Annotated in this window: 27 protein-coding genes, 1 tRNA gene and 2 pseudogenes; 18 read left to right on the top strand and 12 right to left on the bottom strand. The window is 68.1% G+C overall.

The window, feature by feature from the left end:
* Positions 1 to 79: 79 nt before the first annotated feature.
* Genes radC through sfsA form a run of 3 tightly spaced genes read right to left on the bottom strand, consistent with a single transcriptional unit; the run spans position 80 to position 2367 of the window.
* Positions 80 to 796: a DNA repair protein RadC gene (radC, locus tag WDM94_11615; GenBank protein ID MEJ0013243.1), complete on the bottom strand. Its 717-nt coding sequence runs from the start codon at positions 794 to 796 to the stop codon at positions 80 to 82.
* Complete coding sequence (gene map, locus WDM94_11610) at positions 793 to 1620, bottom strand: type I methionyl aminopeptidase (GenBank protein ID MEJ0013242.1); 828 nt, start codon at positions 1618 to 1620, stop codon at positions 793 to 795. Before map ends, radC begins: the two co-directional genes overlap by 4 nt.
* A 42-nt stretch (positions 1621 to 1662) precedes the next feature.
* Positions 1663 to 2367 (bottom strand): DNA/RNA nuclease SfsA, encoded by a 705-nt coding sequence (sfsA, locus tag WDM94_11605; GenBank protein MEJ0013241.1) that lies wholly within the window; start codon positions 2365 to 2367, stop codon positions 1663 to 1665.
* Between the two features lie 78 nt (positions 2368 to 2445).
* On the opposite strand from sfsA, the gene WDM94_11600 reads away from it, so the two are divergent.
* From WDM94_11600 to WDM94_11580, 5 genes are all read left to right on the top strand, one after another.
* Entirely contained in the window at positions 2446 to 3837 is a 1392-nt protein-coding gene (locus WDM94_11600; protein MEJ0013240.1) for a tetratricopeptide repeat protein, read from the top strand.
* The gene (locus WDM94_11595; GenBank protein MEJ0013239.1) at positions 3834 to 4580 is read left to right on the top strand and encodes a molybdopterin-binding protein; all 747 of its coding nucleotides are present in this window, start codon (positions 3834 to 3836) and stop codon (positions 4578 to 4580) included. The genes WDM94_11600 and WDM94_11595 overlap by 4 nt, the downstream gene beginning before the upstream one ends.
* 81 nt (positions 4581 to 4661) lie before the next feature.
* Positions 4662 to 5174, top strand: a complete 513-nt coding sequence (gpt, locus tag WDM94_11590; protein MEJ0013238.1) for a xanthine phosphoribosyltransferase — start codon at positions 4662 to 4664, stop codon at positions 5172 to 5174.
* A 107-nt stretch (positions 5175 to 5281) separates the two neighbouring features.
* The gene (locus WDM94_11585) at positions 5282 to 7516 is read left to right on the top strand and encodes an EAL domain-containing protein (GenBank protein MEJ0013237.1); all 2235 of its coding nucleotides are present in this window, start codon (positions 5282 to 5284) and stop codon (positions 7514 to 7516) included.
* Between the two features lie 403 nt (positions 7517 to 7919).
* The gene (locus WDM94_11580) at positions 7920 to 8750 is read left to right on the top strand and encodes an SDR family NAD(P)-dependent oxidoreductase (protein MEJ0013236.1); all 831 of its coding nucleotides are present in this window, start codon (positions 7920 to 7922) and stop codon (positions 8748 to 8750) included.
* 174 nt (positions 8751 to 8924) lie between these two features.
* Here WDM94_11580 and WDM94_11575 read toward each other — a convergent pair whose 3' ends face one another.
* Positions 8925 to 10151, bottom strand: coding sequence for an MFS transporter (locus WDM94_11575; protein MEJ0013235.1), 1227 nt, complete (start codon positions 10149 to 10151; stop codon positions 8925 to 8927).
* Positions 10152 to 10434: 283 nt separating this feature from the next.
* A complete protein-coding gene (locus WDM94_11570) occupies positions 10435 to 11103 on the bottom strand; it encodes a PadR family transcriptional regulator (protein MEJ0013234.1) in 669 nt (222 codons plus the stop codon).
* 122 nt (positions 11104 to 11225) lie between these two features.
* Here WDM94_11570 and WDM94_11565 point away from each other — a divergent pair.
* The 4 genes from WDM94_11565 to WDM94_11550 all read left to right on the top strand — a co-directional run bounded on the left by WDM94_11565 (position 11226) and on the right by WDM94_11550 (position 13393).
* Positions 11226 to 11312 (top strand) — tRNA-Leu (locus WDM94_11565).
* Positions 11313 to 11396: 84 nt separating this feature from the next.
* The gene (gene rpsU, locus WDM94_11560) at positions 11397 to 11642 is read left to right on the top strand and encodes a 30S ribosomal protein S21 (protein ID MEJ0013233.1); all 246 of its coding nucleotides are present in this window, start codon (positions 11397 to 11399) and stop codon (positions 11640 to 11642) included.
* 7 nt (positions 11643 to 11649) lie between these two features.
* Positions 11650 to 12267 carry a LysE family translocator gene (locus tag WDM94_11555; GenBank protein MEJ0013232.1) on the top strand — a complete coding sequence of 206 codons (618 nt, stop codon included), beginning with the start codon at positions 11650 to 11652 and terminating at the stop codon, positions 12265 to 12267.
* A gap of 85 nt (positions 12268 to 12352) precedes the next feature.
* Positions 12353 to 13393 carry a CorA family divalent cation transporter gene (locus WDM94_11550; GenBank protein MEJ0013231.1) on the top strand — a complete coding sequence of 347 codons (1041 nt, stop codon included), beginning with the start codon at positions 12353 to 12355 and terminating at the stop codon, positions 13391 to 13393.
* On the opposite strand, the gene WDM94_11545 is transcribed toward WDM94_11550, so the two are convergent.
* Together WDM94_11545 and WDM94_11540 are read right to left on the bottom strand one after the other, a co-directional pair.
* A complete protein-coding gene (locus WDM94_11545) occupies positions 13380 to 14591 on the bottom strand; it encodes an FAD-dependent monooxygenase (GenBank protein MEJ0013230.1) in 1212 nt (403 codons plus the stop codon). The two genes, WDM94_11550 and WDM94_11545, sit on opposite strands and share 14 nt — an antisense overlap.
* A gap of 13 nt (positions 14592 to 14604) precedes the next feature.
* Positions 14605 to 14850: a zinc-finger domain-containing protein gene (locus WDM94_11540; GenBank protein ID MEJ0013229.1), complete on the bottom strand. Its 246-nt coding sequence runs from the start codon at positions 14848 to 14850 to the stop codon at positions 14605 to 14607.
* A gap of 191 nt (positions 14851 to 15041) precedes the next feature.
* On the opposite strand from WDM94_11540, the gene WDM94_11535 reads away from it, so the two are divergent.
* The 3 genes from WDM94_11535 (at position 15042) to WDM94_11525 (ending at position 17167) form a co-directional block, all read left to right on the top strand.
* Complete coding sequence (locus WDM94_11535; protein MEJ0013228.1) at positions 15042 to 15803, top strand: alpha/beta hydrolase; 762 nt, start codon at positions 15042 to 15044, stop codon at positions 15801 to 15803.
* A gap of 324 nt (positions 15804 to 16127) precedes the next feature.
* Entirely contained in the window at positions 16128 to 16940 is an 813-nt protein-coding gene (cysE, locus tag WDM94_11530; GenBank protein ID MEJ0013227.1) for a serine O-acetyltransferase, read from the top strand.
* Between the two features lie 17 nt (positions 16941 to 16957).
* Entirely contained in the window at positions 16958 to 17167 is a 210-nt protein-coding gene (locus WDM94_11525; GenBank protein MEJ0013226.1) for a DUF3126 family protein, read from the top strand.
* 140 nt (positions 17168 to 17307) lie between these two features.
* Here the strand turns inward: WDM94_11525 and WDM94_11520 are convergent, their stop codons facing one another.
* The gene (locus tag WDM94_11520) at positions 17308 to 18138 is read right to left on the bottom strand and encodes a hypothetical protein (GenBank protein MEJ0013225.1); all 831 of its coding nucleotides are present in this window, start codon (positions 18136 to 18138) and stop codon (positions 17308 to 17310) included.
* A gap of 157 nt (positions 18139 to 18295) precedes the next feature.
* Between WDM94_11520 and WDM94_11515 the strand changes: the two genes are divergently transcribed.
* The 3 genes and pseudogenes from WDM94_11515 (at position 18296) to WDM94_11505 (ending at position 19148) form a co-directional block, all read left to right on the top strand.
* A complete protein-coding gene (locus WDM94_11515; GenBank protein MEJ0013224.1) occupies positions 18296 to 18469 on the top strand; it encodes a hypothetical protein in 174 nt (57 codons plus the stop codon).
* A complete protein-coding gene (locus WDM94_11510) occupies positions 18448 to 18621 on the top strand; it encodes a hypothetical protein (GenBank protein MEJ0013223.1) in 174 nt (57 codons plus the stop codon). The genes WDM94_11515 and WDM94_11510 overlap by 22 nt, the downstream gene beginning before the upstream one ends.
* A 1-nt stretch (position 18622) precedes the next feature.
* Positions 18623 to 19148 (top strand): annotated as a pseudogene (locus WDM94_11505) (gamma carbonic anhydrase family protein).
* On the opposite strand, the gene WDM94_11500 reads toward WDM94_11505, so the two are convergent.
* The gene (locus WDM94_11500; protein MEJ0013222.1) at positions 19145 to 20149 is read right to left on the bottom strand and encodes a trypsin-like peptidase domain-containing protein; all 1005 of its coding nucleotides are present in this window, start codon (positions 20147 to 20149) and stop codon (positions 19145 to 19147) included. The pseudogene WDM94_11505 and the gene WDM94_11500 sit on opposite strands and share 4 nt — an antisense overlap.
* Before the next feature lie 125 nt (positions 20150 to 20274).
* Between WDM94_11500 and WDM94_11495 the strand changes: the two genes are divergently transcribed.
* A complete protein-coding gene (locus WDM94_11495; protein MEJ0013221.1) occupies positions 20275 to 21183 on the top strand; it encodes an NADP-dependent oxidoreductase in 909 nt (302 codons plus the stop codon).
* Positions 21184 to 21347: 164 nt separating this feature from the next.
* Here WDM94_11495 and WDM94_11490 read toward each other — a convergent pair whose 3' ends face one another.
* From WDM94_11490 to WDM94_11480, 3 genes and pseudogenes are all read right to left on the bottom strand, one after another.
* Positions 21348 to 21866, bottom strand: a complete 519-nt coding sequence (locus WDM94_11490; protein ID MEJ0013220.1) for a transglutaminase-like cysteine peptidase — start codon at positions 21864 to 21866, stop codon at positions 21348 to 21350.
* Positions 21867 to 22295: 429 nt separating this feature from the next.
* Positions 22296 to 22909 (bottom strand): annotated as a pseudogene (locus tag WDM94_11485) (PilZ domain-containing protein).
* A gap of 96 nt (positions 22910 to 23005) precedes the next feature.
* Positions 23006 to 23656 carry a PAS domain-containing protein gene (locus tag WDM94_11480; GenBank protein MEJ0013219.1) on the bottom strand — a complete coding sequence of 217 codons (651 nt, stop codon included), beginning with the start codon at positions 23654 to 23656 and terminating at the stop codon, positions 23006 to 23008.
* 345 nt (positions 23657 to 24001) lie between these two features.
* On the opposite strand from WDM94_11480, the gene WDM94_11475 reads away from it, so the two are divergent.
* On the top strand, positions 24002 to 24745 hold the full coding sequence (locus tag WDM94_11475) for a rhomboid family intramembrane serine protease (GenBank protein ID MEJ0013218.1): 744 nt from the start codon (positions 24002 to 24004) through the stop codon (positions 24743 to 24745).
* Between the two features lie 93 nt (positions 24746 to 24838).
* Positions 24839 to 25267, top strand: a complete 429-nt coding sequence (locus WDM94_11470) for a CBS domain-containing protein (GenBank protein MEJ0013217.1) — start codon at positions 24839 to 24841, stop codon at positions 25265 to 25267.
* Positions 25268 to 25272: the final 5 nt, after the last annotated feature.

Here is a 25272-nt window from a genome sequence, read left to right as displayed (position 1 = left end):
GCACAATGTCTTTCATTTGTGACCCCAAAAGCAAGACTATGTGACGCCTATGTGACGGAAAGCCAAGGCCCCTGCGGCCTCAGATCAGCTTTAGCCCCCGAAAGCTCGCGTGGCCGCCCTTTCCGACGATGATGTGGTCATGAACCATAATTCCCAATGGCTTAGCCGTATCGACGACCTGCCGCGTCATCTGGATGTCGGCGGTCGAAGGCGTGGGATCGCCTGAGGGGTGATTGTGAACAAGAATGATGGCGGTTGCAGAAAGTTCCAATGCCCGTTTGACCACTTCGCGGGGGTAAACGGGCGTGTGATCGACGGTTCCGCGCTGCTGAACTTCGTCGGCTATTAGCTGGTTTTTCTTATTCAGGAAGAGAACGCGGAAGTGTTCGATCGGCTCGAAGGCCATCGCGGCCTTGCAGTAGTCGATGACCGATTTCCACGAACCAAGCAGCGGCCGCTCCGTGATCTTGTCGCGCGCAAAGCGCTGCGCCGCCGTCTTCACTAGCTTGAGCAGGTGGATGACGCCGTCGCCGATGCCGTCGATCTCGCGCAGTTGCGCTTCCGGCGCGGCGAGCACCTCGGAGAAGCTGCCGAAGCGGGTGAGGAGGGTCTTGGCGAGCGGCTTGGTGTCCCGCCGCGGCACGGCCTGGAACAGCAGGAGCTCGAGGAACTCGTAGTCGGCGAGCGAGTCGCCGGCCTCGCGGAAGCGCGTCTTCAGCCGCTCGCGGTGGCCGTGAAAGTGCGGCGCCGCGGTTTCCGCCGGCTGCATGCCGCCCTTATCCTCAAGGCCGCTCATGCGCTCGTGCGGTCGATCTCCGCATGCTTCGGCGACAGCGTGAAGACCTCGTGGCCGGTCTCGGTGACGCCGACGGTGTGCTCGAACTGCGCCGACAGCGAGCGATCGCGGGTGACCGCGGTCCACCCGTCGGCGAGCACCTTCACGTGCGGACGGCCGAGATTGATCATCGGCTCGACGGTAAAGATCATGCCCGGCTTCAAGACGACGCCATCCCGCGGGCTGCCGTAATGGAGGATGTTCGGCACGTCGTGGAAGACGCGGCCGACGCCGTGGCCGCAGAAATCGCGCACGACCGAGCAGCGCTCGCCCTCGGCGTATTCCTGGATGGCGAAGCCGATGTCGCCGGTGGTGTTGCCGGGCTTCACCGCCGCGATGCCGCGCATCATCGCCTCGTAGGTGACGTCGACGAGGCGCTCGGCGGCGCGCTTCACGTCGCCAACCTGGACCGTGCGGCTGGAGTCGCCATGCCAGCCGTCGACGATCAGCGTCACGTCGATGTTGGCGATGTCGCCGTCGCGCAGCGGCTTCTCGCTCGGGATGCCGTGGCAGACGACGTGGTTGGTCGAGACGCACGTCGAATTCATGTAGCCCTTGTAGCCGAGCGTCGCCGGCAGGGCGCTATGGGCGAGGGCGAAGTCGTAGATGAACTTGTCGATCTCGATGGTCGGCAGGCCGGGCTCGATGATCGCCTCGACCGCGTCGAGGCATTCGGCGACCAGACGGCCGGCACGGCGCATGCCGGCGAAATCGGCGGCGTTATGCAACTTGATCTGCCCGTCATTGCGGACGGGGGCGAGGGCGGCTTCGACGTAGCTGGTCATGATCCCCAAGGATATGGCGACTTTGGGCCTGCCACGCAAGCGTCAGACGAGCAGCACCGGCAGCGGGGTAGTGACGGCGATTTCCTCAACCGAAAGGCGGCATTGGTAGGCCAGCATCTCGACGCCGGCGCGTCGGGCATCGTCAAAAGCCGCGCCATAGGCCGGGTCGAGGTCGCGGGAGATCGACATGGCGGCCGTATCGTCGCGCTGGACGAGATAGAGCATAGCGGCGCGGTGGCCGGCCGCCTTCATGGCCGCCAGCTCGCGGAGGTGCTTGGCGCCGCGCTCGGTGACCGAATCCGGGAATTCCGCCCGGCCCTTGGCGCGGGAGAAATGGACGTTCTTCACCTCGACGTAGGCGTCGGGCTTGCCGGCCCCGGCGAGCAGAAAATCGATGCGGGAGTTGGTGCCGTAGCGCACCTCGCGGCGGATGACGTCGTAGCCTGCAAACTCCGCGATGCCGCCCAGCGCCAAGGCCTCGGCGACCAGGTTGTTCGGCCGGGAGGCGTTGACGCCGACCAGCGCGCCGTCCTGTTCCACGATCTCCAGCGACCACGGCAGCTTCCGCGTCTTGCTGACGACCTTCTCGACCCAGACCCGGAGGCCCGGCGTGTTCAGCCCCAGCATGGCGCCCGGGTTGGCGATGTGCGCCGTGGCAAAGCTGCCGTCGGCGAACTGGACGTCGGCGAAGAACCGCTTGTAGCGCCGCACCAGGGTGGCTTCGGTCAAGGGTGGGGAGAAGCGCATCGGACGGCGCCAGCGAGGTGACGGGCGGGAAGGGGATAGCATAGAGTCGCCGCCCTGCTTCCCCGAAAGGAGCCTCCCTTGTACCGCCCGATCCTGCTGTCCCTTGGCCTGATCCTGCTTGCCTCGGCCGGCGCCCATGCCGGGACGGCGGTCGAGGACGACTGCCTCTCCGCCGATCCGCGCTTCGCCGTCGAGGCGTGCACCGCGGCGCTGCAGGACGGCAGCGAGCGGTCGGCGATCGAGCTGTTCCGCCTGCACGCGGCGGAGGCGGACGCGGAACTCGGCCGCGGCGGCGACAACCTGAAGTACGCGATGGTGGAATTCGACGCCGCGCTGGGCGAGGTCGAAAAGGACGGCGGTGCCTCGCCGCCGGACGCCGAATACGCCGATTTCCTCGCGCAATATGCCGTCGCCTACCTGCGCAACAGCGACCCGGCAAAGGCCCTCGATCTTCTCGGCACCGTCGCTGCGACCGACCCGGCCAACGCCCGCGCACCGCTGCTGACGGCGTTCGCGCATTTCGCCGCCGGCGGTGCCGGGCAGGCGGGCGGCGAGGCCGCCGCGCTGCTGGCGAAGGCGCCGAAAGACGGGACGCTTGTGGCGTTGAAATCGCTCGCCGAACAATGGGTCGCGGATCCGGTGGCTGCCGTCGCCCAGTGCAAGAAGTATTTCCCGCAGGCCGAATGCGGCGCCGCCGCGCTGCCGCTCTACGGCAAGGAGCACGCCGCCGCCGATCTCGTCTCCAGCATCCTCGGCGAGTTCTTGCGCCGCGACGTGCGCCGCATGAGCCGCGAGGAAGCCCCCGGCGCGTGGAACGATTGCGACGCGCCGGAGCCGCAATACGCCGGAGTCGGCTGCGACCAGATTCTCTCCGGCCTGATCACGCCGGAGGAAAGATACGAGGCGCAGGTGAAACGCATCCTCGCCTTCATCCACAATGACGACGCCTGGGCGGGCATCACGGAGGCGGAGCACCTGATTGCGCGCGTCGGCTACGGCGTCGCGCGCCCTGCCGACGACGGCCCCGACCCGGCGGCCGCGCGCGCTCTGCTGGCGCAGGCGCACCTGCAGCGCGGCGAGATCGACGAAGCGGCAAAGGTGCTCGACGACGCACTCGCCGACGAGCCGGACAACGTCACCTACCTCGCGCTCCGCGGCCTCGTCGATCTGGCCGACAGGAAGGCGGAAGATGCCGAGGCCAATCTCGGCCTGGCGTTCGACTACGTCTCGGATGACGATCCGTCCGACGTCAGCGTCGTCTCCGGCGTCGTTTCCGCCGCCGCATCCAGTGCCGAGGAAGGTGTCGCGTCGTGCAAGGACGCGTATCCTGACGCGCCGTGCGGCGCCGACGAACTAGCCGCGGGCGACGGGGCGGCGGCGCTCGCGGCGATCGCTGCCAGCATCAACGACTATTACCTCGGGTCCGCGGAGCGTCGGTTCACCCTGATCGGCGTGGACGAGGTGCCATGACAACGATCGTCACCGCCGCGATCCTCGTCATCGGCGACGAGATCCTGTCCGGCCGGACCAAGGACAAGAACATCGGCTACATCGCCGAGTACCTGACCGCGATCGGCATCGACCTCCGCGAGGTGCGCGTCGTGCCCGACGTCGAGGCGGAGATCGTCGCGGCGGTGAATGCGCTGCGCTCGCGCTACGACCACGTCTTCACCACCGGCGGCATCGGGCCGACGCACGACGACATCACCGCCGACGCGATCGCCAAGGCGTTCGGCGCGACCATCGACGTCGATCCGCGGGCGCGCGCGATGCTGCGCGAGCGCATCGCCGAGGCCGATCTCAACGAGGCGCGCCTGCGCATGGCGCGCATTCCCGCGGGCGCATCGCTGATCGCCAATTCCGTGTCGAAAGCGCCAGGCTTCACCATCGGCAACGTGCACGTCATGGCCGGCGTCCCGTCGATCATGCACGCGATGCTCGACGCGCTGGCGCCGAGCCTACCGACGGGCGCGAAGATGCATTCCGTCTCGATCGACGCCGGGCTCAAGGAGGGTGACATCGCCTCAGCCTTCGGCGCGGTGCAGGCGAAATTCCCCGACGTAGCAATGGGCAGCTATCCCGGCTTTCAGGAAGGCGTCGGCTTTACGACGTCGCTGGTGCTGCGTTCGCGCGATGAGGCGCGGCTTTCCGAGGCGGAGACTGCCGTCAAGGCGATGCTCGCCGAGGTTCGCGCCGGCCTGTCCAAACGCTGATTTTCTTGTGGAGCGCAGTTTCGGCTAGATTGTCATTTTAGCGGCGCTGCCGCGATCTTCCGGCAAAGGCAGAGGGGCACCATGGCTGAGCCACGGGCGGAGAAGGCGTTTCCGGTTTCCTGGGACCAGTTCCACCGCGATTCGCGCGCGCTGGCATGGCGGCTTTCCGGGCAGAAGGCGAACTGGCAGGCGATCGTGTGCGTCACCCGCGGCGGGCTGGTGCCGGCGGCGATCATCGCCCGCGAGCTCGGCCTCCGGCTGATCGAGACGGTGTGCGTCGCCTCGTATCACGACTACCGCGACCAGGGCGGGCTGCAGGTGCTGAAGCCGATCGGCAACGAGATCGTCAATCTCGGCGGCGGGCAGGGGGCGGGCGTCCTCGTCATCGACGATCTGGTCGATACCGGCAAAACTGCCAAGCTGGTGCGCGAGATGGTGCCCAAGGCGCACTACGCCACGATGTATGCCAAGCCGGCCGGCCGACCGCTGGTTGATACGTTCGTCACCGAAGTGAGCCAGGACACGTGGATCTATTTCCCGTGGGATATGGGCTGGTCGTTCCAGCCTCCGATCGCGCAGGACACGGCCGGCTGACATTCCTAAAATTAGCGGCAAATTTTCAACCCACGGCTTAATCGTATCTTTCCGGTTCACGGCCTAGCTTGACGCCCGGATAGCCAGTCGAGTGGCGCGGGCGGCGCATGGATTTCTCTCATCTGAACCTGGTCGTTCTTCTCGGAACGACGGCGGGCCTCGCGGCGTCCGCGCTGACGCTCGGCGTCCTCTATCTGCGCAGCCATAACGCGCTGCTCGATGCGCGCGAGACGGAGCGCAATTTCCGCGAGCTCTACGAGAACATCAGCGACGGCGTCTGCCGCTGCACGCTTGACGGCGTCGTGCTGCAGGCCAACCCGGCCGTCTATCGCATGCACGGCTTCGCCGACGACGAGGAGCTGCTCGAGCACGCCCACGACATGGCGCGGAACTGGTACGTCGATCCCGGCCGCCGCGCCGAGGTCAACCGCATGCTGGCCGAGCGCGGCCGCGTCGATGGCCTGATCTCGCAGGTCAAGCGCTACAAGACCGGCGAGCCCCTGTGGGTGGAGGAAAACATCCGCGTCGTGCGCGACCGGCGATCGGGCGCGGCCCGCTACATCGAGGGCACGGTCCGCGACGTCACCGACGCGGTGCGCCGGATGGAGCTGCAGTTGCGCACCGAGAAGATCGCCTCGCTGGTCTCCGGCTGCCTCTACCAGCAGCGCACCCTGGCGGACGGGCGCACCGAGATGCCGTACATGAGCGTCGGCATCAAGGACATCATGGGGATCACCGCGGAAGCGGCGCAGAAGGATCCGGCGCTGATCTTCTCGCGCGTCCATCCCGAGGATCGCCCGCGGCTGGTGGCTTCCTTCGCCGAATCCGGCACCGCGCTGACGCCGCGCAATCTGGAATACCGGCTGCTGCTGCCCGGCGGCGTCGTGAAATGGGTGCACGGCCAGTCGGTGCCCGAGCCGCAGCCCGACGGCTCGGTGCTGTGGCACGGCTGCCTGACCGATATCACCGAGAAAAAGAAGGCGGCGGAGCACGTCTACAATCTCGCCTACCGCGACACGCTCACCGGCCTGCCCAATCGCGGCGCGCTGGTCGAGCAGTTGCAGGCGGCGATCGACGCGCCCGGGCACAGCGGCCGCTGGAGCGCGCTGCTGTTCATCGACCTCGACCAGTTCAAGGTGCTGAACGACACCAAGGGGCATCATTTCGGCGACCGCCTGCTGGTCGACGTCGCCCGCCGCCTGCTGCCGGTCGTCGCCGGCGGCGATCTGGTGGCGCGGCTCGGCGGCGACGAATTCGTCATCCTCATCCACGGCCTCGCCGTCGGGCGCGAGGTCGCCGAACAGCAGGTGAGCCGCACGGTCGAGAAGCTGCACACCACGCTTGCCGAGCCGTTCATTCTCGACGGCTTTCCGTTCCACACCAGCGCGAGCATCGGCGTCACGCTCTTCCGCGGCAGCGAAACCGGCGTCGACGAATTGCTGAAGCGCGCCGACATGGCGATGTACGAGGCGAAGGCGATGGGCCGCGGCTCGGCGTCGTTCTTCGTCAGCGAGATGCAGGCGGTGCTGGAGGAGCGCGAGACGCTCACCAACGAACTGCGCCAGGCGCTGGAGGAGGGGCGGCTCAAGCTGCACTACCAGCCCGAGGTGGACGACGCCGGCGTGCCCTTCGGCGTCGAGGCGCTGCTGCGCTGGGACCACCCGATGCGCGGCGCGATTCCGCCGGCGATCTTCATCCCGCTCGCCGATCGCGCCGGCTTCATGGAGCGGATCGACGCCTACGTGCTGGCCACGGCGTGCGATACGCTCAACCGCTGGGGCCGTAATCCGGCGCTGAAGCACCTGCAGATGGCGGTCAACATCGGCGGCCGACGCATCGGGCCGGAACTGGTCGATCTCGTCACCTCGGCGATCGAGACGAGCGGGGCCGATCCGGCCCGCCTGACCATCGAGATCACCGAGCACGTCATGCTCGACAACGCCCGCGAGGTCGAGCGCGCGCTGGTCGCGCTCAAGGCGCACGGCGTCAAGATTTTCCTCGACGATTTCGGCACCGGCTACTCGTCGCTGTCGCATTTGAAGCGCCTGCCGATCGACGCGCTCAAGATCGACTGCTCGTTCGTGCAGGACATCGAGACCGACCAGAACGACCGCGTCATCGTGCAGACGATTCTCAACATCGCGCGCAACCTCGGCATGGCGGCGATTGCCGAGGGCGTCGAAAACGAAATGCAGGCGCTGCTTCTGCGCCGTTTCGGCTGCCGCGCCTTCCAGGGCTTCCTCTACGGGCGCCCGATGTCGATGGAAGACGTGGAGCGCCGCGTCATCGTCGGCGAGCGCCAGCGCATGGCCGTGATGGAGCCGTCGCGGCTGGTCGTGTGAGCCATTGAGGCGAGGCCGCTGTCTGAGGGAGGCGCCAGCTCACCCTTCGTCTCTAGTTCGCTCCGCCCACAAGAGCCGAAGCCCTCTCCCACGAGGCGAGAGGAGAATACGCCGCCGCCAGTTGGTCCCCTCTCCCCTCGTGGGAGAGGGCTCTTTCTCTTCGCGAGCAAAGCGAGCCCAGAGAAAGAGGGCGAGGGGGCGCGGTCGCCAGCATCTTTCGCGCGCCTCGATCATCCATCTCCGCTTTCCCAGCGGAAGCGGGGACCCAGGTAGCGAGGCAAACTCGCCGCCGCGGCATAGCCTCACCTCCTGGACCCCGCCTCGCGGGAAGCGACGTGGAGCGGTCCATTTCCAATGTACGTCGGCGTCGCTAGTTTCCTTCCCGGCTCAGAGGAAAACCATCATGCCCAACCACCCCGCCATCACCACCGGCCGCACTGCCGTCATCACCGGCGGCGCCAGCGGCATCGGGCTTGCCGCGGCCAAGCGTTTCGCCGCCCTCGGCATGAACGTCGCCATTGCCGACCTCGACGACGCGCGCCTGTCGGCCGCCGCGAAGGAGATCGGCGGCACGGTGCTGACCGTGAGGACCGACGTCAGCCGGCTCGCCGAGGTCGAGGCGCTGCGCGACAAGGTCATGGCGACCTTCGGCGACGTCGGCATCCTGATGAATAACGCCGGCACCGGCGGTGGCGGCAGCGCCATCGAGAATTACGCCGGCTGGCAGAAGGTGCTGGGCACCAACCTCTGGGGCGTCATCAACGGCGTGCAGGCATTCGCGCCGGCGATGATCGCGGCCGGCAAGCCGGCGGCGATCGTCAACACCGGCTCGAAGCAGGGCATCACCACGCCGCCCGGCGACACGGCCTACAACGTCTCCAAGGCGGGCGTGAAGGTGCTGACCGAGGGGCTGCAGCACACGCTGCGCAACACGGCCGGCTGCAAGGTCAGCGCGCACCTGCTCGTGCCGGGCTGGGTGCACACCGGTCTCACCGCCCGCGACGGCGGGCCGAAGCCGGCCGGTGCGTGGTGGCCGGGCCAGATCGTCGACGTGCTGCTTGACCGGCTCGCGCAGGGCGACTTCTACATCATCTGCGAGGACAACGAGGTCACCAACGCCGTCGACTTCAAGCGCATCCAATGGGCGGCCGGCGACATCACGGAGAACCGCCCGCCGCTGTCGCGCTGGCATCCGGACCACAAGGACGCGTTCGCGAAGTTTTTGGCGGAGTAGTTTCGGGTTTAGCGACCGCTCATCCCCACCGCTGTCATCCTTCGGCGAGGCCGCAGGCCTCGACCGGAGGACCGCGCACGGCTTACGTCAGCGGCACATGCTTGCCGGTGCTGGTCCTCCGGTCGGCGCTTCGCGCCGCCGAAGGATGACAGCGGAGGGGAGTGGCTGCCTAGTTCAAGCCGCGGCTTCACGCTTCGCCCGCTCGATGTCCGGCAGGAACACCGTCAGCAGCCCGATCGCCGGCAGGAAGGCGCAGACGTTGTAGACGAAGCCGATGCTGGTGGCGTCGGCGAGCGCGCCGAGCGCTGCCGCGCCGATGCCGGCGACGCCGAAGGCCACGCCGAAGAAGATGCCCGAGACCATGCCGACCTTGCCGGGCAGCAGTTCCTGCGCGAACACCACGATCGCCGGGAAGGCTGAGGCGAGGCCGGCGCCGATGATCGCGGTCAGCACGATCGTCGTCCCAAGCCCGACATGCGGCAGGATCAGCGTGAACGGCAGGATGCCGAGGATGGAGGCCCAGATGACGTACTTGCGGCCGAAGCGGTCGCCGAGCGGGCCGCCGAAGAAGGTGCCGGCCGCGGCGGCGCCGAGGAAGACGAACAGCAGGATCTGCGAGGTCTGCACCGACACGCCGAAGGTCGTGATCGTATAGAACGTGTAGTAGCTCGAGATGCTCTGCATGTAGATGTATTTCGAGAAGACCAGGATCACGAGAATCGCGAGCGCGATCACGGTGCGCGCCGGCGACAGGCCGGTCGGCACCGGCGGGCGCGGCGCGACGCGCGGCTTGTCGCCAAGGTGGTTGGTCTTGTACCAGGCGCTGACGTTCCACAGCACGACGATCGCGATGAGTGCGATGATCGAGAAGCCGGCGATGCTGTGCTGGCCCATCGGCACCACGATCGCCGCGGCGAGCAGCGGGCCAAGCGCCGAGCCGATGTTGCCGCCGACCTGGAAGAAGGATTGCGCGAAGCCGTAGCGACCGCCCGAGGCGAGCCGCGCGATGCGGGAGGCCTCCGGGTGGAACACCGACGAGCCGACACCGACCAGCGCCGCGGCGATCAGCAGCACGGGATAGTTGGGCGCGACCGACAGGAGCAGCAGCCCGACGAGGCTCGCGCCCATGCCGATAGGCAGCGAGAAGGGCATCGGCCGCTTGTCGGTGACCATGCCGACCACGGGCTGGAGCAGCGAGGCGGTGACATGGAAGACAAACGTGATGATGCCGATCTGCGCGAACGACAGTGCGAAGTTTTGCTTGAGCAGCGGATAGATCGCCGGCAGCAGCGACTGGATGGTGTCGTTGAGGAGATGCGAGACGCTGGCCGCGATCAGGATCGCGTAGACGGCGGAATCGCCGGAGGCGGCAACGGCGCCGGGCTTGGTGGGAGCGTTCACGGGGTAGGACTGCCTGCGAGGAGAAGCGGTGCAGGCGGATATATATCCGGACCGGTCGCGGTGACCAGCGGGTGATTTTGTCCGAAGCGTAACCCGCTCTCCGCTGATCCCCGCGAAAGCGGGCACCCAGGGGAAACCCTGGGCTCAAGCCTCGCGGACCTGCGCGCGGCACTTCCCGGGTCCCCGCCTTCGCGGGGAAAGCGGGAGGGGGCGAAGTGAAGGCCGAAAAAAGGCCGGAGACTGGGTCTCCGGCCCTTTGCAGATAGAGATCGGCGATGCGCCGCTAAAGGTCGATCACGTCGTCCCGGTTGTTCAGTCCGCGGATCGCCTTGGCGGCGTCGCGGAGCGCCTTGGCGACGCGGCGCTGCACGTCCTCGGCCGCCTGGTCGAGCTTCTCGGCGATGGCTTCCTTGAGGTCGCGGCGGGCGTCGTTGACTTCGTCGATGACGCCCGGAATGTCGCGGTCGGCCTTCGGGCCGCCCTTGCGGTCGCCTTCCCACCAGGCGCGGGCCTGGGCCATCTTGCGGCCGAACTTCTCGATCGAGTCGAGGACCATGTCGGCAAGGTCGCGGTTCTCTTCGAGGTGCTGCCGGCCGGCGTCGGTGATGGCGTAGACCTTCTTGTTGCCCTCGGTGGTCGCCGAGACGTAGCCGACTTCCTCGAGGTAGGTCAGCGTCGGATAGACGACGCCGGGCGAGGGGCTGTAGATGCCGCTCGACTTCTCCTCCAGCGCCTTGATGATGTCGTAGCCGTGCCGCGGGCCGTCCTTGAGCAGCGCCAGCACGACGACGCGCAGGTCGCCGTCGGCTAGCATCTTGCCGACGCGGAAGGCACCGCTGCCGAAGCCGCCGCGTCCGCCGCCGCGCCCGTGCTTGCTCCAGCCGCCGCTACCCGGGCCGCCGCGTCCCGCGAAGCTCCAGGCCATTCTCTCGTCGCGCCAATGATTGTGCATGTTCGTATTCTCCGTTGTATCGTGCGATATATCTAATGGGCGCTATTTGAGGCGTCAAGACCTATCGTACGATAATCGGCGTCCTTGCTATCCTTAGGGCCGCGGCTTACCCAAGCGGCGGCGCGGACGTGGCGGAATTGGTAGACGCAAGGGACTTAAAATCCCTCGGAGGCAACTCCGTCCCGGTTCGACCCCGGGCGTCCGCACCACCGCTATTTTGCTTGATTAGTTCCCGTTTCGGGCTATACCCGCGCCTCCAATCGATTCTTTCGAGGCACATCCCTTTGCAGATCATGGTGCGCGATAACAACGTCGATCAGGCGTTGAAGGTGTTGAAGAAGAAGCTCCAGCGCGAAGGCATCTTCCGCGAGCTCAAGCGTCAGGCGTTCTACGAGAAGCCGTCCGAGCGCAAGGCGCGCGAGAAGGGCGAAGCCATCCGCCGCGGACGCAAGCTCGCCCGCAAGCAGCTCCAGCGCGAAGGCCTGCTGCCGATGCCGAAGAAGGTCGAGCGGCCGACACGCGCGGGTGGACGCGCCTAAGACGATAATGACGTTCGCCACCTGGATCGCATTCCTGGCGGCGTCGATTGTCATTCTGCTTATTCCCGGTCCGACGGTGCTCCTCGTCGTCAGCTACGCGCTGACGCAGGGGCGGAAAGTTGCCGTCGCGATGGCGGCCGGGGTCGCGCTCGGCGACTTCACCGCGATGACGCTGTCGCTCGCCGGTCTCGGCGCCCTGCTTCTCACCTCCGCGGCTTTCTTCACGGTGCTGAAATGGATCGGCGCCGCGTATCTCGTCTATCTCGGCGTGCGGCTGTGGCGCGCCAGCCCCGTGCTGCCTGATGTCGCCGAGGCGGCGCCCCGGACGCGCGGCATCTTCCTCCACGCCTTCACGGTGACGGCGCTCAACCCGAAAAGCATCGCGTTCTTCGTCGCCTTCGTGCCGCAGTTCATCGATCACGCGCGGCCGCTCTTGCCGCAGTTCGCGATCGTCGAGGCGACGTTCGTTGTCCTGGCGACAATCAACGCGCTCGCCTATGCGCTCGCCGCCGACAAGCTGCGCGACCGCATCCGCAGGCCGGGCGTGCTCGCCTGGATGAATCGCGCCGGCGCGACCTGCCTGGTCGGCATGGGCGCGGCGACGGCAGCCATCGGGCGCAGCTAGTTTATCCACCGCGGTCCCCAGGCCTTCATGCGCCTGTCACGGATCGGTGCGTCGCTGCGGTCGGCGGCTCGGAGACGGGAAACAGATGGACGCTGCGGGGGACGGCAAGCCGCGCTTCGCGCTGCTCGGCGGGCCGATGGGGCAGGGGATGCTGCCCGGCCTGGTGATGGCGCTCCGCTTCCATGCCGACGGGCGCTCGGTGGAGCTGCCGGCCGACCAGCCGGTCGATCTTGCCACCGACAACGGCGACTGGCTGTGGCTGCATTTCAATCTTGCCGACAAGCGCGCCTGCCAGTGGATCGCGAATTCCGCCTCGGTGCCGGCGGTGGCGCGGGCACTGCTCGTTGCGCTGCATGACCACCAGCAACTCTACACCACCGGCGACTGCGTCTACGGCGTCTTCTCCGATCTGGTGCGGGCCCTCGACCGCTCGCTGGACGAGACCGGCTACCTCAATTTCGCGATGACCGAGAGGCTGGTCGTCACCGGCCGGCGGCAATCGCTGCAGTCGGTCGAGGCGGTACGCGCGGCGCTGGTCGCCGGGCGCAAGTTGGCCGGCGCCGCCGCGCTGATCGAGGCGATCGTCGAGCGGGCGACCGCCGGCATCGACGGGCTGATGGACGACCTCGGCAAGGACCTCGACCGCATCGAGGACCTCGTGCTGATCGACTCGGTGCCCGACGAGCGGCGCCGCGTCGGCCGCGTGCGGCGCACGGTGGTGCGGCTGCACCGGCAGGTCGCGAGCCTGCGCGCGCTGCTCGACCGCTTCGAGGCGTCGGACGAGGAGGCGAAGACCGCGTCGCTGGAGATCGCCACCGACCGGCTGGTGCAGCGGCTGGATGCGCTCGACCAGGAAGTCATCGCCGTGCAGGAGCGGGCGCGGCTCTTGCAGGAAGAGATCAGCGCGCGGCTTTCGGAAGAGAGCGCGCGGAACCTCAACGCGCTGTCGGTGCTGACCGCCGTGTTCCTGCCGGCGACGCTGGTCACCGGCATCTTCGGCATGAACACGACCGACCTGCCGTTCGCGCATGGCACGCACGGCTCGCTGTGGGCGGTCGGCGTCGGGGCGCTGGCTGCCGGGCTGACCTACTGGGTGCTGCGCTGGATGGGCGTCATCCGGCGCTGAGCTGCCAGTTGTAGATCCAGTCGTTGCGCTCGAGGATCAGGCGCTCGGCGGCGTAGTGGAGCGCGGTGTCGCGGGCGAAGGCGAGCGGGCCGGCGTAGTGATACTGGCGGCCGGTCTGTTCGGCGGCCCTGGCGACAGCGGCGACGCGGGCTTTGCGCGCGGCCTCGTAGGCGCGGAGCCCCGCCGGGATGTCGCTCACGCCGCGCAGCGTTTCGGCGAGCACCGCGGCATCCTCGATGGCCATCGCCGCCCCTTGCGCGAGATACGGCGGCATGGCGTGGGCGGCGTCGCCCAACAGCGCCAGGCGTTCGCTGGTCCACGGTGCGCCGGCATTGACGCGATTGATGGAAAATTTCTGCCACGACACCGGCGCCGCGATGAGGTGGCGGGCGCGGAGCGGCCAGTCGTGGAAGCGGCGCGCGATCTCGGCGCGATCGCCGACCGCACTCCAGCCCTGCTTGTCCCAGACCTCATCGACGATGGCGACGATGTTGACGGCCGAACCCTGCGCCACCGGATAGTGCACGAGATGCGCGTTGCGGCCGAGCCAGAGATTCACGCGCGTCATCGAGACGAGATCGCGGCCGACATCGGCGGCGAGGAGCGCGCGCCACGCTGTGCGGCCGGTCGGCGTTGCCTTCGCGCTGCCGGCGATCTTGTCGCGGAACGTCGACCAGACGCCGTCGGCGGCAATGATCGCGACGGCCGGGACGACGTCGATGCCGCCCGGCTTCTGGATGCGGACGAGCAGGCCGTTCGGCTGCGGCAGCGTCTGCGCGACGGTGGCGCCGAGCTCCAGCGTGACGTTCGGATTCGCCTCGACCGCGGCGGCGAGCACCGACTGGAGGTCGGCGCGGTGGATGACATGATAGGGCGCGCCGTAGCGGGCGCGATAGGCCGCGCCGGGGATAGTGGCGATGACCTTGCCGCTGGTGCCGCTGCGCACTTCGATCGCATCGGGCTCAATCGCGGCGGCGGCGATCTTCGTCGCGAGGCCGAGATTGGCGAGGATGCGGCCGGCGTTGGGTGCGATCTGGATGCCGGCGCCGGCTTCCGAAAGATGATCGGCGCGCTCGACGACGATGACGCGGAAGGATGCGGCGGCAAGCGCCACCGCGGCGGTCAAGCCGCCGATGCCGGCGCCGACGACGACTATCGTCTGCCGGTCGCCGCCTTTCGCCTGCGGGTTGATCGCCACAGGCGTTCCACGATCAGGCGGCGCGTTCTACGAACAGGTGGCCGGGCGGGTCGGTCTCGGTCGCGCCGAGGCTGGCCTGGTAGCGGTAGAGGGTCGAGCAGTAGGGGCAGACCTTCTCGTCGGCGTCGCCCATGTCGATATAGATGTGCGGGTGGTCGAACGGCGGATTGGCGCCGACGCACATGAATTCCTTGACGCCGATGGCGATGGCGCGGACGCCGGCGGTGTTCTGGAAATGGGGGACGACGTGGTCGGCCATGTCAGTTTCCTTGCGTTAGTGGCCGGGACAATAGCGGCGGCAACTCTGTCTGTCATGCCCGCGAAGGCGGGCATCCAGTAAACGCCGGCCGGTCGTTGTGTACTGGGTCCCCGCCTTCGCGGGGACGACAGGTGCGGGTATTCGTCATTTCGCATTCCTGCGCTATGTGCAGGCCGCGAACGAGAGCTTCGATGAATCACTTTTCTTCCAAAGGCATGGATATTGCCTACGTCGATGTGGGCGCCGGGCCGCCGATCCTGCTGATCCACGGCTTCGGCTCCAGCCACGCCATCAACTGGAAGGCAACCGGGTGGATCGACACGCTGACCGGCGCCGGGCGACGGGTGGTCGCCATGGACGTGCGCGGGCACGGGCAGAGCCAGAAATTCTATGAGCCTTCCGCGTACCGGCCTGCGCTGCTCGCAGAGGATGCGGCGAACCTGCTCGACCATCTCGGTATCCCGCGCGCCGACGTCATGGGCTACTCGATGGGCGGGCGGATCGCCGCCGTGCTCGCCATCGCCCATCCGGAGAAGGTGCGGGCGCTGATCATCGCCGGCATGGGGATGGGCATGGTCGAGGGCATCGGCGACGAGGAGGAGATCGTCGCCGCGCTCGAGGCGCCGACGCTCGAGGATGCCGTCGGCGACACCGGGCGGGCGTACCGCAAGTTCATCGACCTGTCGCGGAGCGACCGGAAGGCGCTTGCCGCCTGCATCATCGGCCAGCGCGAGGTGGTGCCGATCGAGGCGGTGGCGCGGATACGGGCGCCGACCCTGGTCGCGGTCGGCACCAAGGATGCCGTGGCAGGTTCGGCGCGGCGGCTGGCGCACGTCATCCCCGATGCCGAGGTGCTCGACATTCCCAATCGCGACCACATGCTGGCGGTCGGCGACCGGACGTATAAGGCCGGGGTGCTGGCGTTCCTGGCGCGGCATTCACCGCTGGACTAGAACGCGACCCCCCACCCGAAATCGCCCGGCGGGCGATTTCGACCTCCCCTCAAGGGGGAGTTAGGAGGGGGCGCCATCTCCCACTCCGCTTTCCCCGCGAAGGCGGGGATCCAGGTGTTAGAAATCGCCTCGCTTCTTGGGCCTTGCGCGGCTCCTGGGTCCCCGGCCTTCGCGGGGGAAAGCGGAGGGGAGGCTTGGCTCGTGGGATTCGAGGCCTAACTGGCGGGAACGTTCATTAACCGGCGGCCGTTATGTCTCCGCGGGGCCGGCTGGCGGATGGCGCGGCTTGTGATAGTGTCCCGCGCCTTTTCGAGGTTTTGAGCCATGGTTGCCAAGCATTCCGAAGCGATCCGCGAGGTCGATCCCGTCTGGGACCAGATCAAGCGCGAGGCGCAGCAGATTTGCGCCGCGGAGCCCGCGATCGCGAGCTTCGTCTACGCCACGATCCTCAACCATGACCGGCTGGAGGATGCGATCATCCACCGCGTCGCGCAGCGGCTCGACAACAGCGTCGTCAACGCCGAGGTGATCCGCCTTGCCTACAAGGAGGCAGTCGCCGACGATCCGTCGATCGCCGAAGCGTTCCGCTCCGACATCGCCGCGGTCTACGATCGCGATCCGGCCTGCGACCGGCACATCGAGCCGGTGCTCTACTTCAAGGGCTTCCACGCCATCCAGACGCATCGCCTGGCGCACTGGCTGTGGAAGAAGGGGCGGCGCGACTTCGCGCTCTACCTGCAGGCGCGCTCGTCGTCGATCTTCGCCACCGACATCTCGCCGGCGGCGCCGATGGGGCGCGGCGTCATGCTCGACCATGCGACCGGCATCGTCATCGGGCGCACCGCCTCGGTCGGCGACAACGTCTCGATCCTGCAGGACGTGACGCTCGGCGGCACCGGCAAGGAAACCGGCGACCGCCATCCGAAGATTCGCGACGGTGTGCTGATCGGCGCGGGCGCCAAGATTCTCGGCAATATCGAGATCGGCGAAGGCGCAAAGGTCGCGGCGGGATCGGTGGTGCTGCACGCGGTGCCGCCGTATACAACGGTCGCCGGCGTGCCGGCCAAGGTCATCGGCGAGATCGGCGGCAACGCCGAATCGGTCCGCGCGATGGACCAGACGTTCGAGGAATGCTGAGGAAAGAGGGGCGGCAGATGGATCGCAAAGAGATCCAGAAACTCGAAGCGTATTTCCGCAAGCGGTTCAACATGCCGCAGATGGAAGTGAGACAGCGCCCGCAGAAGAACGACTCGGCCGAGGTCTACATCGGCGACGAGTTCATCGGCGTGATCTATCGCGACGACGAAGACGGCGACCTTTCCTACAATTTCACGATGGCGATTCTGGATATCGACCTGGAGTAGCTCTCCGCTTTCTCCGCGCCCTCTCTCCGTCATCCCGGCGAAAGCCGGGATCCAGCGCGGGACGCAAAGCTTGCCTCAACCTACGTCGCTGGACCCCGGCTTTCGCCGGGGCGACGGCTGCGGGTAGTTCCGGCAAAGCGTCAGTTCGGGATCACGAACCCCGCCACCAGCTTCTGCATCCCGGCATCCAGCGTGCGCCAATCGGTCAGCAGATCGCGGTTGAAGCGGTAGAGCACGGACAGGCCGCGGCCGAAGTTGACGTCGCGGAGGCAAGTCGCGGGCACCTCGGGCGAGGCTTCCGCCAGGCAGCGGGCGACGAACGGGCGCGGCTCGGACGGCATGAAGTAGACGATCTCGTCGCCATAGCCCGACTCGGCGCTGAGCTTGCGGCCGACGAGGCCGGAAGGGCCGGGCAGCGGCTTGTCGACGAAGAAGCGGGCGTAGACCTCGTCGAGGCGGCCGGTGGAATCGAGCGGCTCGTCGCGCGTCGAGATCGTGGCGTACACGATCGGCGCGTTCTGGCCGTCGTCGCGGAAGGCGTCGGACTGCGCCTCGGTGTAGCCCTCGAGGTTCGGCCAGTGGAGCGCGAGATCGGCGCGCTCGACCGGGCCGCCGCGGCGCGTGCGTTCCGAGCGCAGCATGTTGCCGGGGATGGCCAGTTCCTCGGCGCCGATCGCGAGCTTCACCGGCGTAGCGTCGGCCGTGAGGCCGGTCAGCAGCATGGCGTCGTGGTAGACCTGAATGACGGTGCGCGTCAGGCCGCCGAACGCGACGATCAGCAGGATGACGGCGGCGATAAGCACCAGCGGCCGGTTGGGCTGCCAGGCGCGCGGCACGTCGCGCGGCGGCGCCGGTGGCCTCGGCGCGGCGGCCTTGGCGGGCGCCGGCTTCGGCGGAACGGGCGCGGGCTTCGGCGCCGCGGGAGCGGGCGGCGTGCGTCCGAGCTTGTGTCTTATCGAAACATCCGCCATCCGACCGCCCAGCGACCCCAACCGGGAAAGCCTTTGCGATTCCATGCCCTTGGGAGAGGCGAATCGCATGCTTAACGGACGGTACGCGCCTTGCACCCACCGCTCAACGGTGGGGCGGATGTATCCGCGTGGGACGTTTTTCGGGACGGCGACCGTGTTGCACGATGGGTTCCTGGTTTTCTACTGCGCCGCCGTGGGCTTTGTGGCCTCGGGCGTCGCGGCGAGCTTCTACAAGATGATGACCGCCGAGGCGCCGCGTTTCGCGCTGCTCGGCAAGGGCATCACCGCGCTGGCGGTGACGTTCATCCTGTGCGCGGTCACCGGGCGGTGATCGTGCTCGACATGGTGATGAAGTCGCGGATCAGCGACCGGAACGCGGTCGGCACCGTGCTGTTCGGCGTCTTCGTCGTGCTCCTGTGGAGCGTGTGCTCGGGCGTTCTGGTGCTCGACCTCGCGCTCAATTTGCGGGATACGTTCGCCTGACATGGCGATCCACAGTCTCGACGGAAAATCACCGACGCTGCCGGCCGACGGCCGCTACTGGATCGCGCCGACCGCGACGGTGATCGGCAACGTCACGCTCGGCGACAGCGTCGGCATCTGGTTCGGCGCGGTTGTCCGCGGCGACGGCGAGGCGATCGTCATCGGCGCCGACTCCAACCTGCAGGAGCACGTCGTCGTGCACACCGACCCCGGCTTCCCGGCGACGGTCGGCATCGGCTGCACCATCGGCCACCGCGCCATTGTCCACGGCTGCACCATCGGCAACAACGTGCTGATCGGCATGGGCGCGATCGTCCTCAACGGCGCGGTGATCGGCGACAATTCGCTGGTCGGCGCCGGCGCGCTGGTGACCGAGGGCAAGGTGATCCCGGCGGGTTCGCTGGTGATCGGGGCGCCGGGCAAGGTTGCGCGCCCGCCTCACCGACGACGAGATCGCGCGCAACAAGCGCTCGGCGGCGCACTACGCCGCCAACTGGCGGCGCTTCGCCAACGGGCTCGACCGCTAGCCCTTCGGGCGCTGGCGCTTCGTCGCACGCTCCGTCGGCCCGATCCAGAACCGCCGCGGCTTGCCGAGCCGCAGCACATCGACGGCGACGACGCGCGTGATCTTGTCGGCGGTGAGCAGGCGGATGAGATCGCCGACGCCGGCGACGGGCACCTCGTCCAGCGCCACGACGACGTCGCCGGTGAGCAGGCCACCAGCCGAGGCCGGGCCGGTCTGGTCGATGGTGCGGAGCACCGCGCCGGTATTGCCGGCAAGGCCGGCGGCGAGCGCGAAGCGGCGCGGCACGACTGCCGTCTCGGCGCTGACGCCGATGAAGGCGCGGCGGACGCGGCCGTGCCGCACCAGCTCGCCCAGCACGAAGCGTGCGGTATCGCTGGCCACCGCGAAGCTGATGCCCTGCGCGCCGGGGATGACGGCGGTGTTGATGCCGATGACCTCGCCGCTCGAGGCGACCAGCGGGCCGCCTGAGTTGCCGGGGTTCAGCGCCGCGTCGGTCTGGATGACGTCCTCGATCAGCCGGCCGGTGCCGGTCGGCAGCGAGCGGCCGAGGGCGGAGATGACGCCGGCGGTGACCGTCCAGTCGAAGCCCAGCGGATTGCCGATCGCTGCCACCAACTGGCCGCGCTTCAGCGTGCGCGAGACGCCGAGGGTCGCGGCCGGCAGGTCGCGCGCGGCGTTGGCGCGGATGAGCGCGAGGTCGGTGTCGGGATCGTCGCCCAGCAACTGCGCATCGGTGGTGCGCCCTTCGGTGTCGGCAAGGCCGATGACCGCGGCGCTGGCGACGACGTGGCTATTGGTGAGGATCAGCCCGTCCGACGAGAGAATGACGCCGGAGCCGGTGCCGCCGCGGCGCGAGCCGGCGGTCTGCCGCGTCTCGACGCGCACGACGGTCGGCCCGACACGCTCGACGATGCCGGCGACGGCGGTCGAGTAGGCATCGAGCAGCGCGGCGTCCTCGCGCGGCGACCCTTCCGGTTCAGGCTGGGCGAATATATCGAGCATGCTGCGGTCCCTCTGGCGAGGGACGCCGTCGCCGATTGGCGCGCTTCCCTTCAAACCAACGATTTCCGCCCATATAGGAACGAGGCGCGGCGAGCGCCATCGCGATTCAACGGCGGAGACGCGTCATGAGAGCAGCACAGTTTTCCGCCTTCGGCGGGCCGGAGGCCCTGTCTGTGGTCGATGTTGCGCAACCCGTTCCCGGCGCCGGCGAGGTGCTGATCGGTGTGCGCGCGGCAGCCCTGCAGCCGTTCGACTGGAAGGCGCGCGCCGGACGGATTCCGCTGCCGCCGGGGAGCAGCCTGCCGCTGATCACCGGCAACGAATTCGCCGGCGTCATCGCGGACCTCGGGCCGGACGTCACGGGCTGGTCGGTCGGCGAGGCCGTCGCCGGCCGCCGGACCTTCGGCGCCGCGGCGGAGTACGTCGTCGCGCCGGCCTTCGACATCGCCCGGAAACCGGACAACGTGTCCTTCGCCGAAGCCGCGACCTTTGGCGCCACGGCGCAGACCGCGGATGCCGCCATCGAGATCCTGCCGCTGGGGCCCGCCGCCGTGCTGCTCATCTTCGGTGCCGCCGGCGGCGTCGGCGCCTTCGCCGCGCAGCTTGCGCTGAACACCGGCGCCAGCGTCGTCGGCGTCGCCGGTGCCGCCCACGCCGACTACCTGCGGGAGTTGGGCGCGATACCGGTGGCATCCGGCCCAGGCTTCGCCGACCGGATCGCGGCCGCCGCCCCAAGTCCGGTGACGGCCGTGCTCGACACGGTGGGCGGCGAGGCGCTCGACTACGCGCTTACGCTCGGCATCGACCGCGCCGGCATCGTCAGCATCGGCGATAGCCGCTGGCGCGAGCTCGGCGTGCGCTGGCCGCAGGGAAAACGCGACGGTGCGCGACTGCAGAAGCTGCTCGATCTCGCCGCCGCGGGTCAGCTCCGCACGCTGGTGCGTGCCACTTTTCCGCTGGACGACATCGCGGCGGCGCATCGCGCGCTGGAGACCGGGCACGGGCGCGGCAAGATCGTCGTCACCGTCGGCTGATCGCGGCACCACAAAAAAAGTGAGCCGGCCCCGGGGCGGGGGCCGGCTCTCAAGGACCTGATCTTGGGGACGGGGGGTGGGACGCGACCAGGTCCAGGTCTCCAGATACGTTTCCCCTTTAAGCTTTGGTCGGCAGCGGCGCGAATATCGCCGCGAAGAGATTTTCAGCGCGTAAGGCTGCCGACCAAATTCGTGCGGGCATCGTCGATTGCCATCCACTGCCCGCTGTTCGTTTCCGACTGCCGCTTGACGTACTGGTAGTCGGTATCGCTCCACACCAGGACGCGGGGCTGCAGGCTGTCGAGCACGAGGTCGCCGCGGTCGGTTTCGACCGTCAGCACCGCGTGGCCTTCGCCGTTCGTCTGGCGCACCACGGTGATGAGAAGGGAGCCAACCGGCCATCCCTGCTCGATCAGGTCGCGGCGCTTCAGCAGCACCAGGTCCTCGCAGTCGCCCCGCGTGGTCGGGTAAGCCCAGACCTCGGGGCGGCCGTAAATCTCTTCGTCGGTCGCCGGCTTGATGGCGAGGTTGACCTCGGCATTGACCGCGACCAGTTCGTTCCAGAGCTGCGGCGTCAGGCGGACGCGCTGCGAGCCGGAACTCTTCACCGTGCATTCCGCGACGTGGCTCTGGCAGAATTCGTAGTGCCCGATCGGCTGCGAGGTCCGGCCGGCGGTCGCCATGAAGGCACCGTCCGTCGGGCTCGCCCCAGCCACGCCCGCAGTCAAACCAAGTATCGCCCCGAAGAATGCAAGTCTAATTGCAGTGTTCTTGTACATAGTGCGCTCCCCAACCCGAGGCGGACTATGGCAGCGATGCTTTTAGACCGGCATAAGTTGGGCGCGATAAGTCGAGTCAAATGCGAGGGGTTGGATTAGGCGGCTGTTTACTATGAGGCGGCGGCGCTTCCCTTAGCTGTCATCCTTCGGCGGCGCGGAGCGCCGACCGGAGGACCAGCGGCAGCATCAATCCTGCCAGTAGTTCGAGGTTGAGTGGTCCTCCGGTCGAGGCCTTTGGCCTCGCCGAAGGATGACAGTGGAGGGGGCACCTGGGTCCCCCGCTTTCGCGGGGAGAGCGGGGCAGGCAGCTTTGACGGCGGGAAATGTGGAGAATTACGCCAGATTCTGCTGCAACGAGGCGGCCGTCTGGAGGGTGGCGAATTCGATCGCGATCCCTTCCTCGAAATGGCGGACGACCGAGGCGCGGAGCTTGCCGATCATCAGCGGCGAGCCGATCGGCGGCTTTACTTCCATGGCCAGCGCGGCGCCCGACAGCGACATGTCGACGACCTTGGCGCGGTACTCGCGGCCGTCGGGGAGCGCGACCGCGACCGAGGTGATCTGCGGGGTCACGCGATCGTGACGGCGGTCTTCCGGCAGGTTCAGCTCGTGGCGGTTGGCGAGCCAGGTGAGCTTGGCGGCAAGCTTGTCCTTCTTGCGCAGCGTCGCGTTGATGGTCATGGCGAAGCCGCCGTCGTAGGCGCGGGTGATCTGGCCTTCGACGCGGCCGATGTGGTCGATGTAGGCGACGACGCGCTCGCCGACGCGGCCGACGATGGGCGTCGTCAGCGCCAGGCTGCCGGGCGACATGTTCTGCGTCTGGCAGGGAATTCGCGGCGGTCTTCCAGCATGAAGCGGCCGAGTAGATTGACCGTGACGCGCTGGTTGCGACGGCGGTCGTGTTGCCGGATCAGCGAACGCTGTCGGAAGGTCTGGGGGGCAGCCATTTCTAGGGCGTAGCGCTCGGTTTTACCGCGACGGCCGATCTTCAACCATCGCGGTTAACAAGCGGTAAGGATGGCGCTTGGTATGTTTACCGACGCTTATTCCTTGCCGCCGTCGACGACGAACAGGTGGCCGCGGCGGCGCGAGTTGGGCAGCGGCATCGCGATGATGTCGGCGTTGGCGCCGGGGAGCGCGACCGGGCGGGCCGGCGGCACCTCCGGCTGGTCGCCGCGGCGGCGGCCGTAGCGCGGCGTCTCGTCCGGCCAGATTAGTCGGAGGCTGGCGATGGTCTGCTTGATCACCGGCTCGGTGCCCAGCCAGTAGGGGCGCTCCAGCACCGCCAGCGAACCCAGCACGCGGTCGAAGGTCGGACCGGAGTGGCGGAGCGGCAGCAGCAGAAGCTCGGCGGCGACGTCCTGGCCACGCGCGGTCTTCGCCTCGACCGTGATGACGGCGGCGGCGCCATCCTCGGTCACGGCGGCGGCGAGCGTCTGCATGGCGGAGCGATCGTCGGCCTGGAACAGATCGAAGAAGTTCGTGCTCTTCAATTCGCGGCAGTAGAGCGAACAGACGCGCGTGCCGGCGAGACGCACGAGATAATTCTCGCGGTCGGCGACTTCGAGAATGAAGGTGTCGGCAAGGACACGGCGGATGTCGCTCGGCTCGATCGAGCCGCGATGCGGAGCGCGATCGCTGCCGCGCACGCGGTTCCAGTATTCGAACAGCTCGCGTGACGAACTGTGTTTCATCGTCGCCATCCCCGTCGTCCCACTATGAGGCCGCAAGAAGCCCGCGGCCGTCCCGCCGCCGGATTCCACGTCCAGGTTCGGGACAGGCTTTCCGTCTTGTTCCCGTGCCCGCCGCTCTGACTGCAGACGGTGTGCCAACGGCGGCGGTAAGGTTGATGTGCGGCGCGGAGTGTCGCGGCGCGCGGCGGCGTGCGAGAGTCGCGCCTTCGTTCTCGGGGGAAGACGGGAAGCGACCCAAAGCCGCCGCGCGCAAACCGCGCCGGGCGGTTTTTGTTTTGGCGGCGCATTCGCTACGGTGGCCGCCGCGCCCTATTTCAGCCGGGGTTCGCCCCGACACGGTCACCGATGAACGCACCCGTCCCCAATCCGCACATACCGGCGACCCGCCAGCCGATCTTCAACCTGCCGGCGGTGGTCACCGGGCTGATCGCGCTGCTCGTCGCGATCCACGCCGGCCGCGTGTTCATCCTCTCGCAGGACGCCGACCTGCAGGTGATCCTCGATTTCGCCTTCCTGCCGATCCGCGAGACCAACCCCAATGCCTACTCCGATCTCGCCGCGATCGGCGACGGAGCGCGGGTGTGGACGTTTCTCACCTACGCGTTCCTACATGCCGACTGGGGCCACGTGCTGATCAACTGCGTGTGGCTGGCGGCGTTCGGCAGTCCGCTGGCGCGGCGTTTCGGGGCGGTGCGGTTCCTGGCGTACTCGGCGGTCGGCTCGATCGCGGGCGCCGCGGTGCATCTCGCCATCTATCCGACGTCGGCGGCGCCGGTGATCGGCGCATCGGCCGGCATCTCGGCGCTGATGGCGGGCGCGGCGCGCTTCATCTTCCAGCCGCAGGGGCCGATGTGGTCGCTGGGCGGCTTCGATGCCTATCGCCAGCCGGCGGTGCCGCTCCGCCAGCTCGTCCGCGACCAGCGCGTCGTGATGTTCCTCGGCGTGTGGTTCGTCGTGAACCTGCTCTTCGGGCTGACCGGCGGAGCGGGCCTCGCCAGCGGCGCGGTGGCGTGGGACGCGCACCTCGGCGGCTTCGCGGCGGGGCTGCTGTTCTTCCGTCTGTTCGATCCGGTGCCGCGCGCCGCGTGAGGCGTTGCTGCGGTGCAGCTTGTCATCGCCGCAATCCGGTCGCATCGTTGGGCACTGGCTTGGGGGCGACGCAACCCGACGGAGGTTGGCCCAATGACCGTGGCGGCAATTTTATCGGACAAGGGACGCGAGGTCGCGACCACGACGGCGGCGAAGACGGTTGCCGACGCGGTGGCGCTGCTCGCGCGCAAGAAGATCGGCGCGCTGGTCGTCGTCGAAGGCGAGCGCATCGCCGGCATCATCTCGGAACGCGACATCGTCCGCGCCATCGCGGCGACCGGCGGCGCGGCACTGACTGAGCCGATCGACGCGATCATGACGCGGACGGTGGTCACCTGCACCGACGGCGAAACGATCGACAGCGTCATGGCGCGGATGACGCGCGGCCGCTTCCGCCACCTGCCGGTGGTGCGTGCCGGCAAGCTCGACGGCATCGTGTCGATCGGCGACGTGGTCAAGGCGCGGATCGGCCAGGTCGAGCGCGAGGCCGAGGAGATGCGCGCGTATATCGCGATGGCGTAGCCTGC

The sequence above is a fragment of the Bauldia sp. genome, assembly GCA_037200845.1.
Lineage (GTDB): Bacteria > Pseudomonadota > Alphaproteobacteria > Rhizobiales > Kaistiaceae > DASZQY01.
This window is presented reverse-complemented; position numbering and strand designations above follow the sequence as displayed.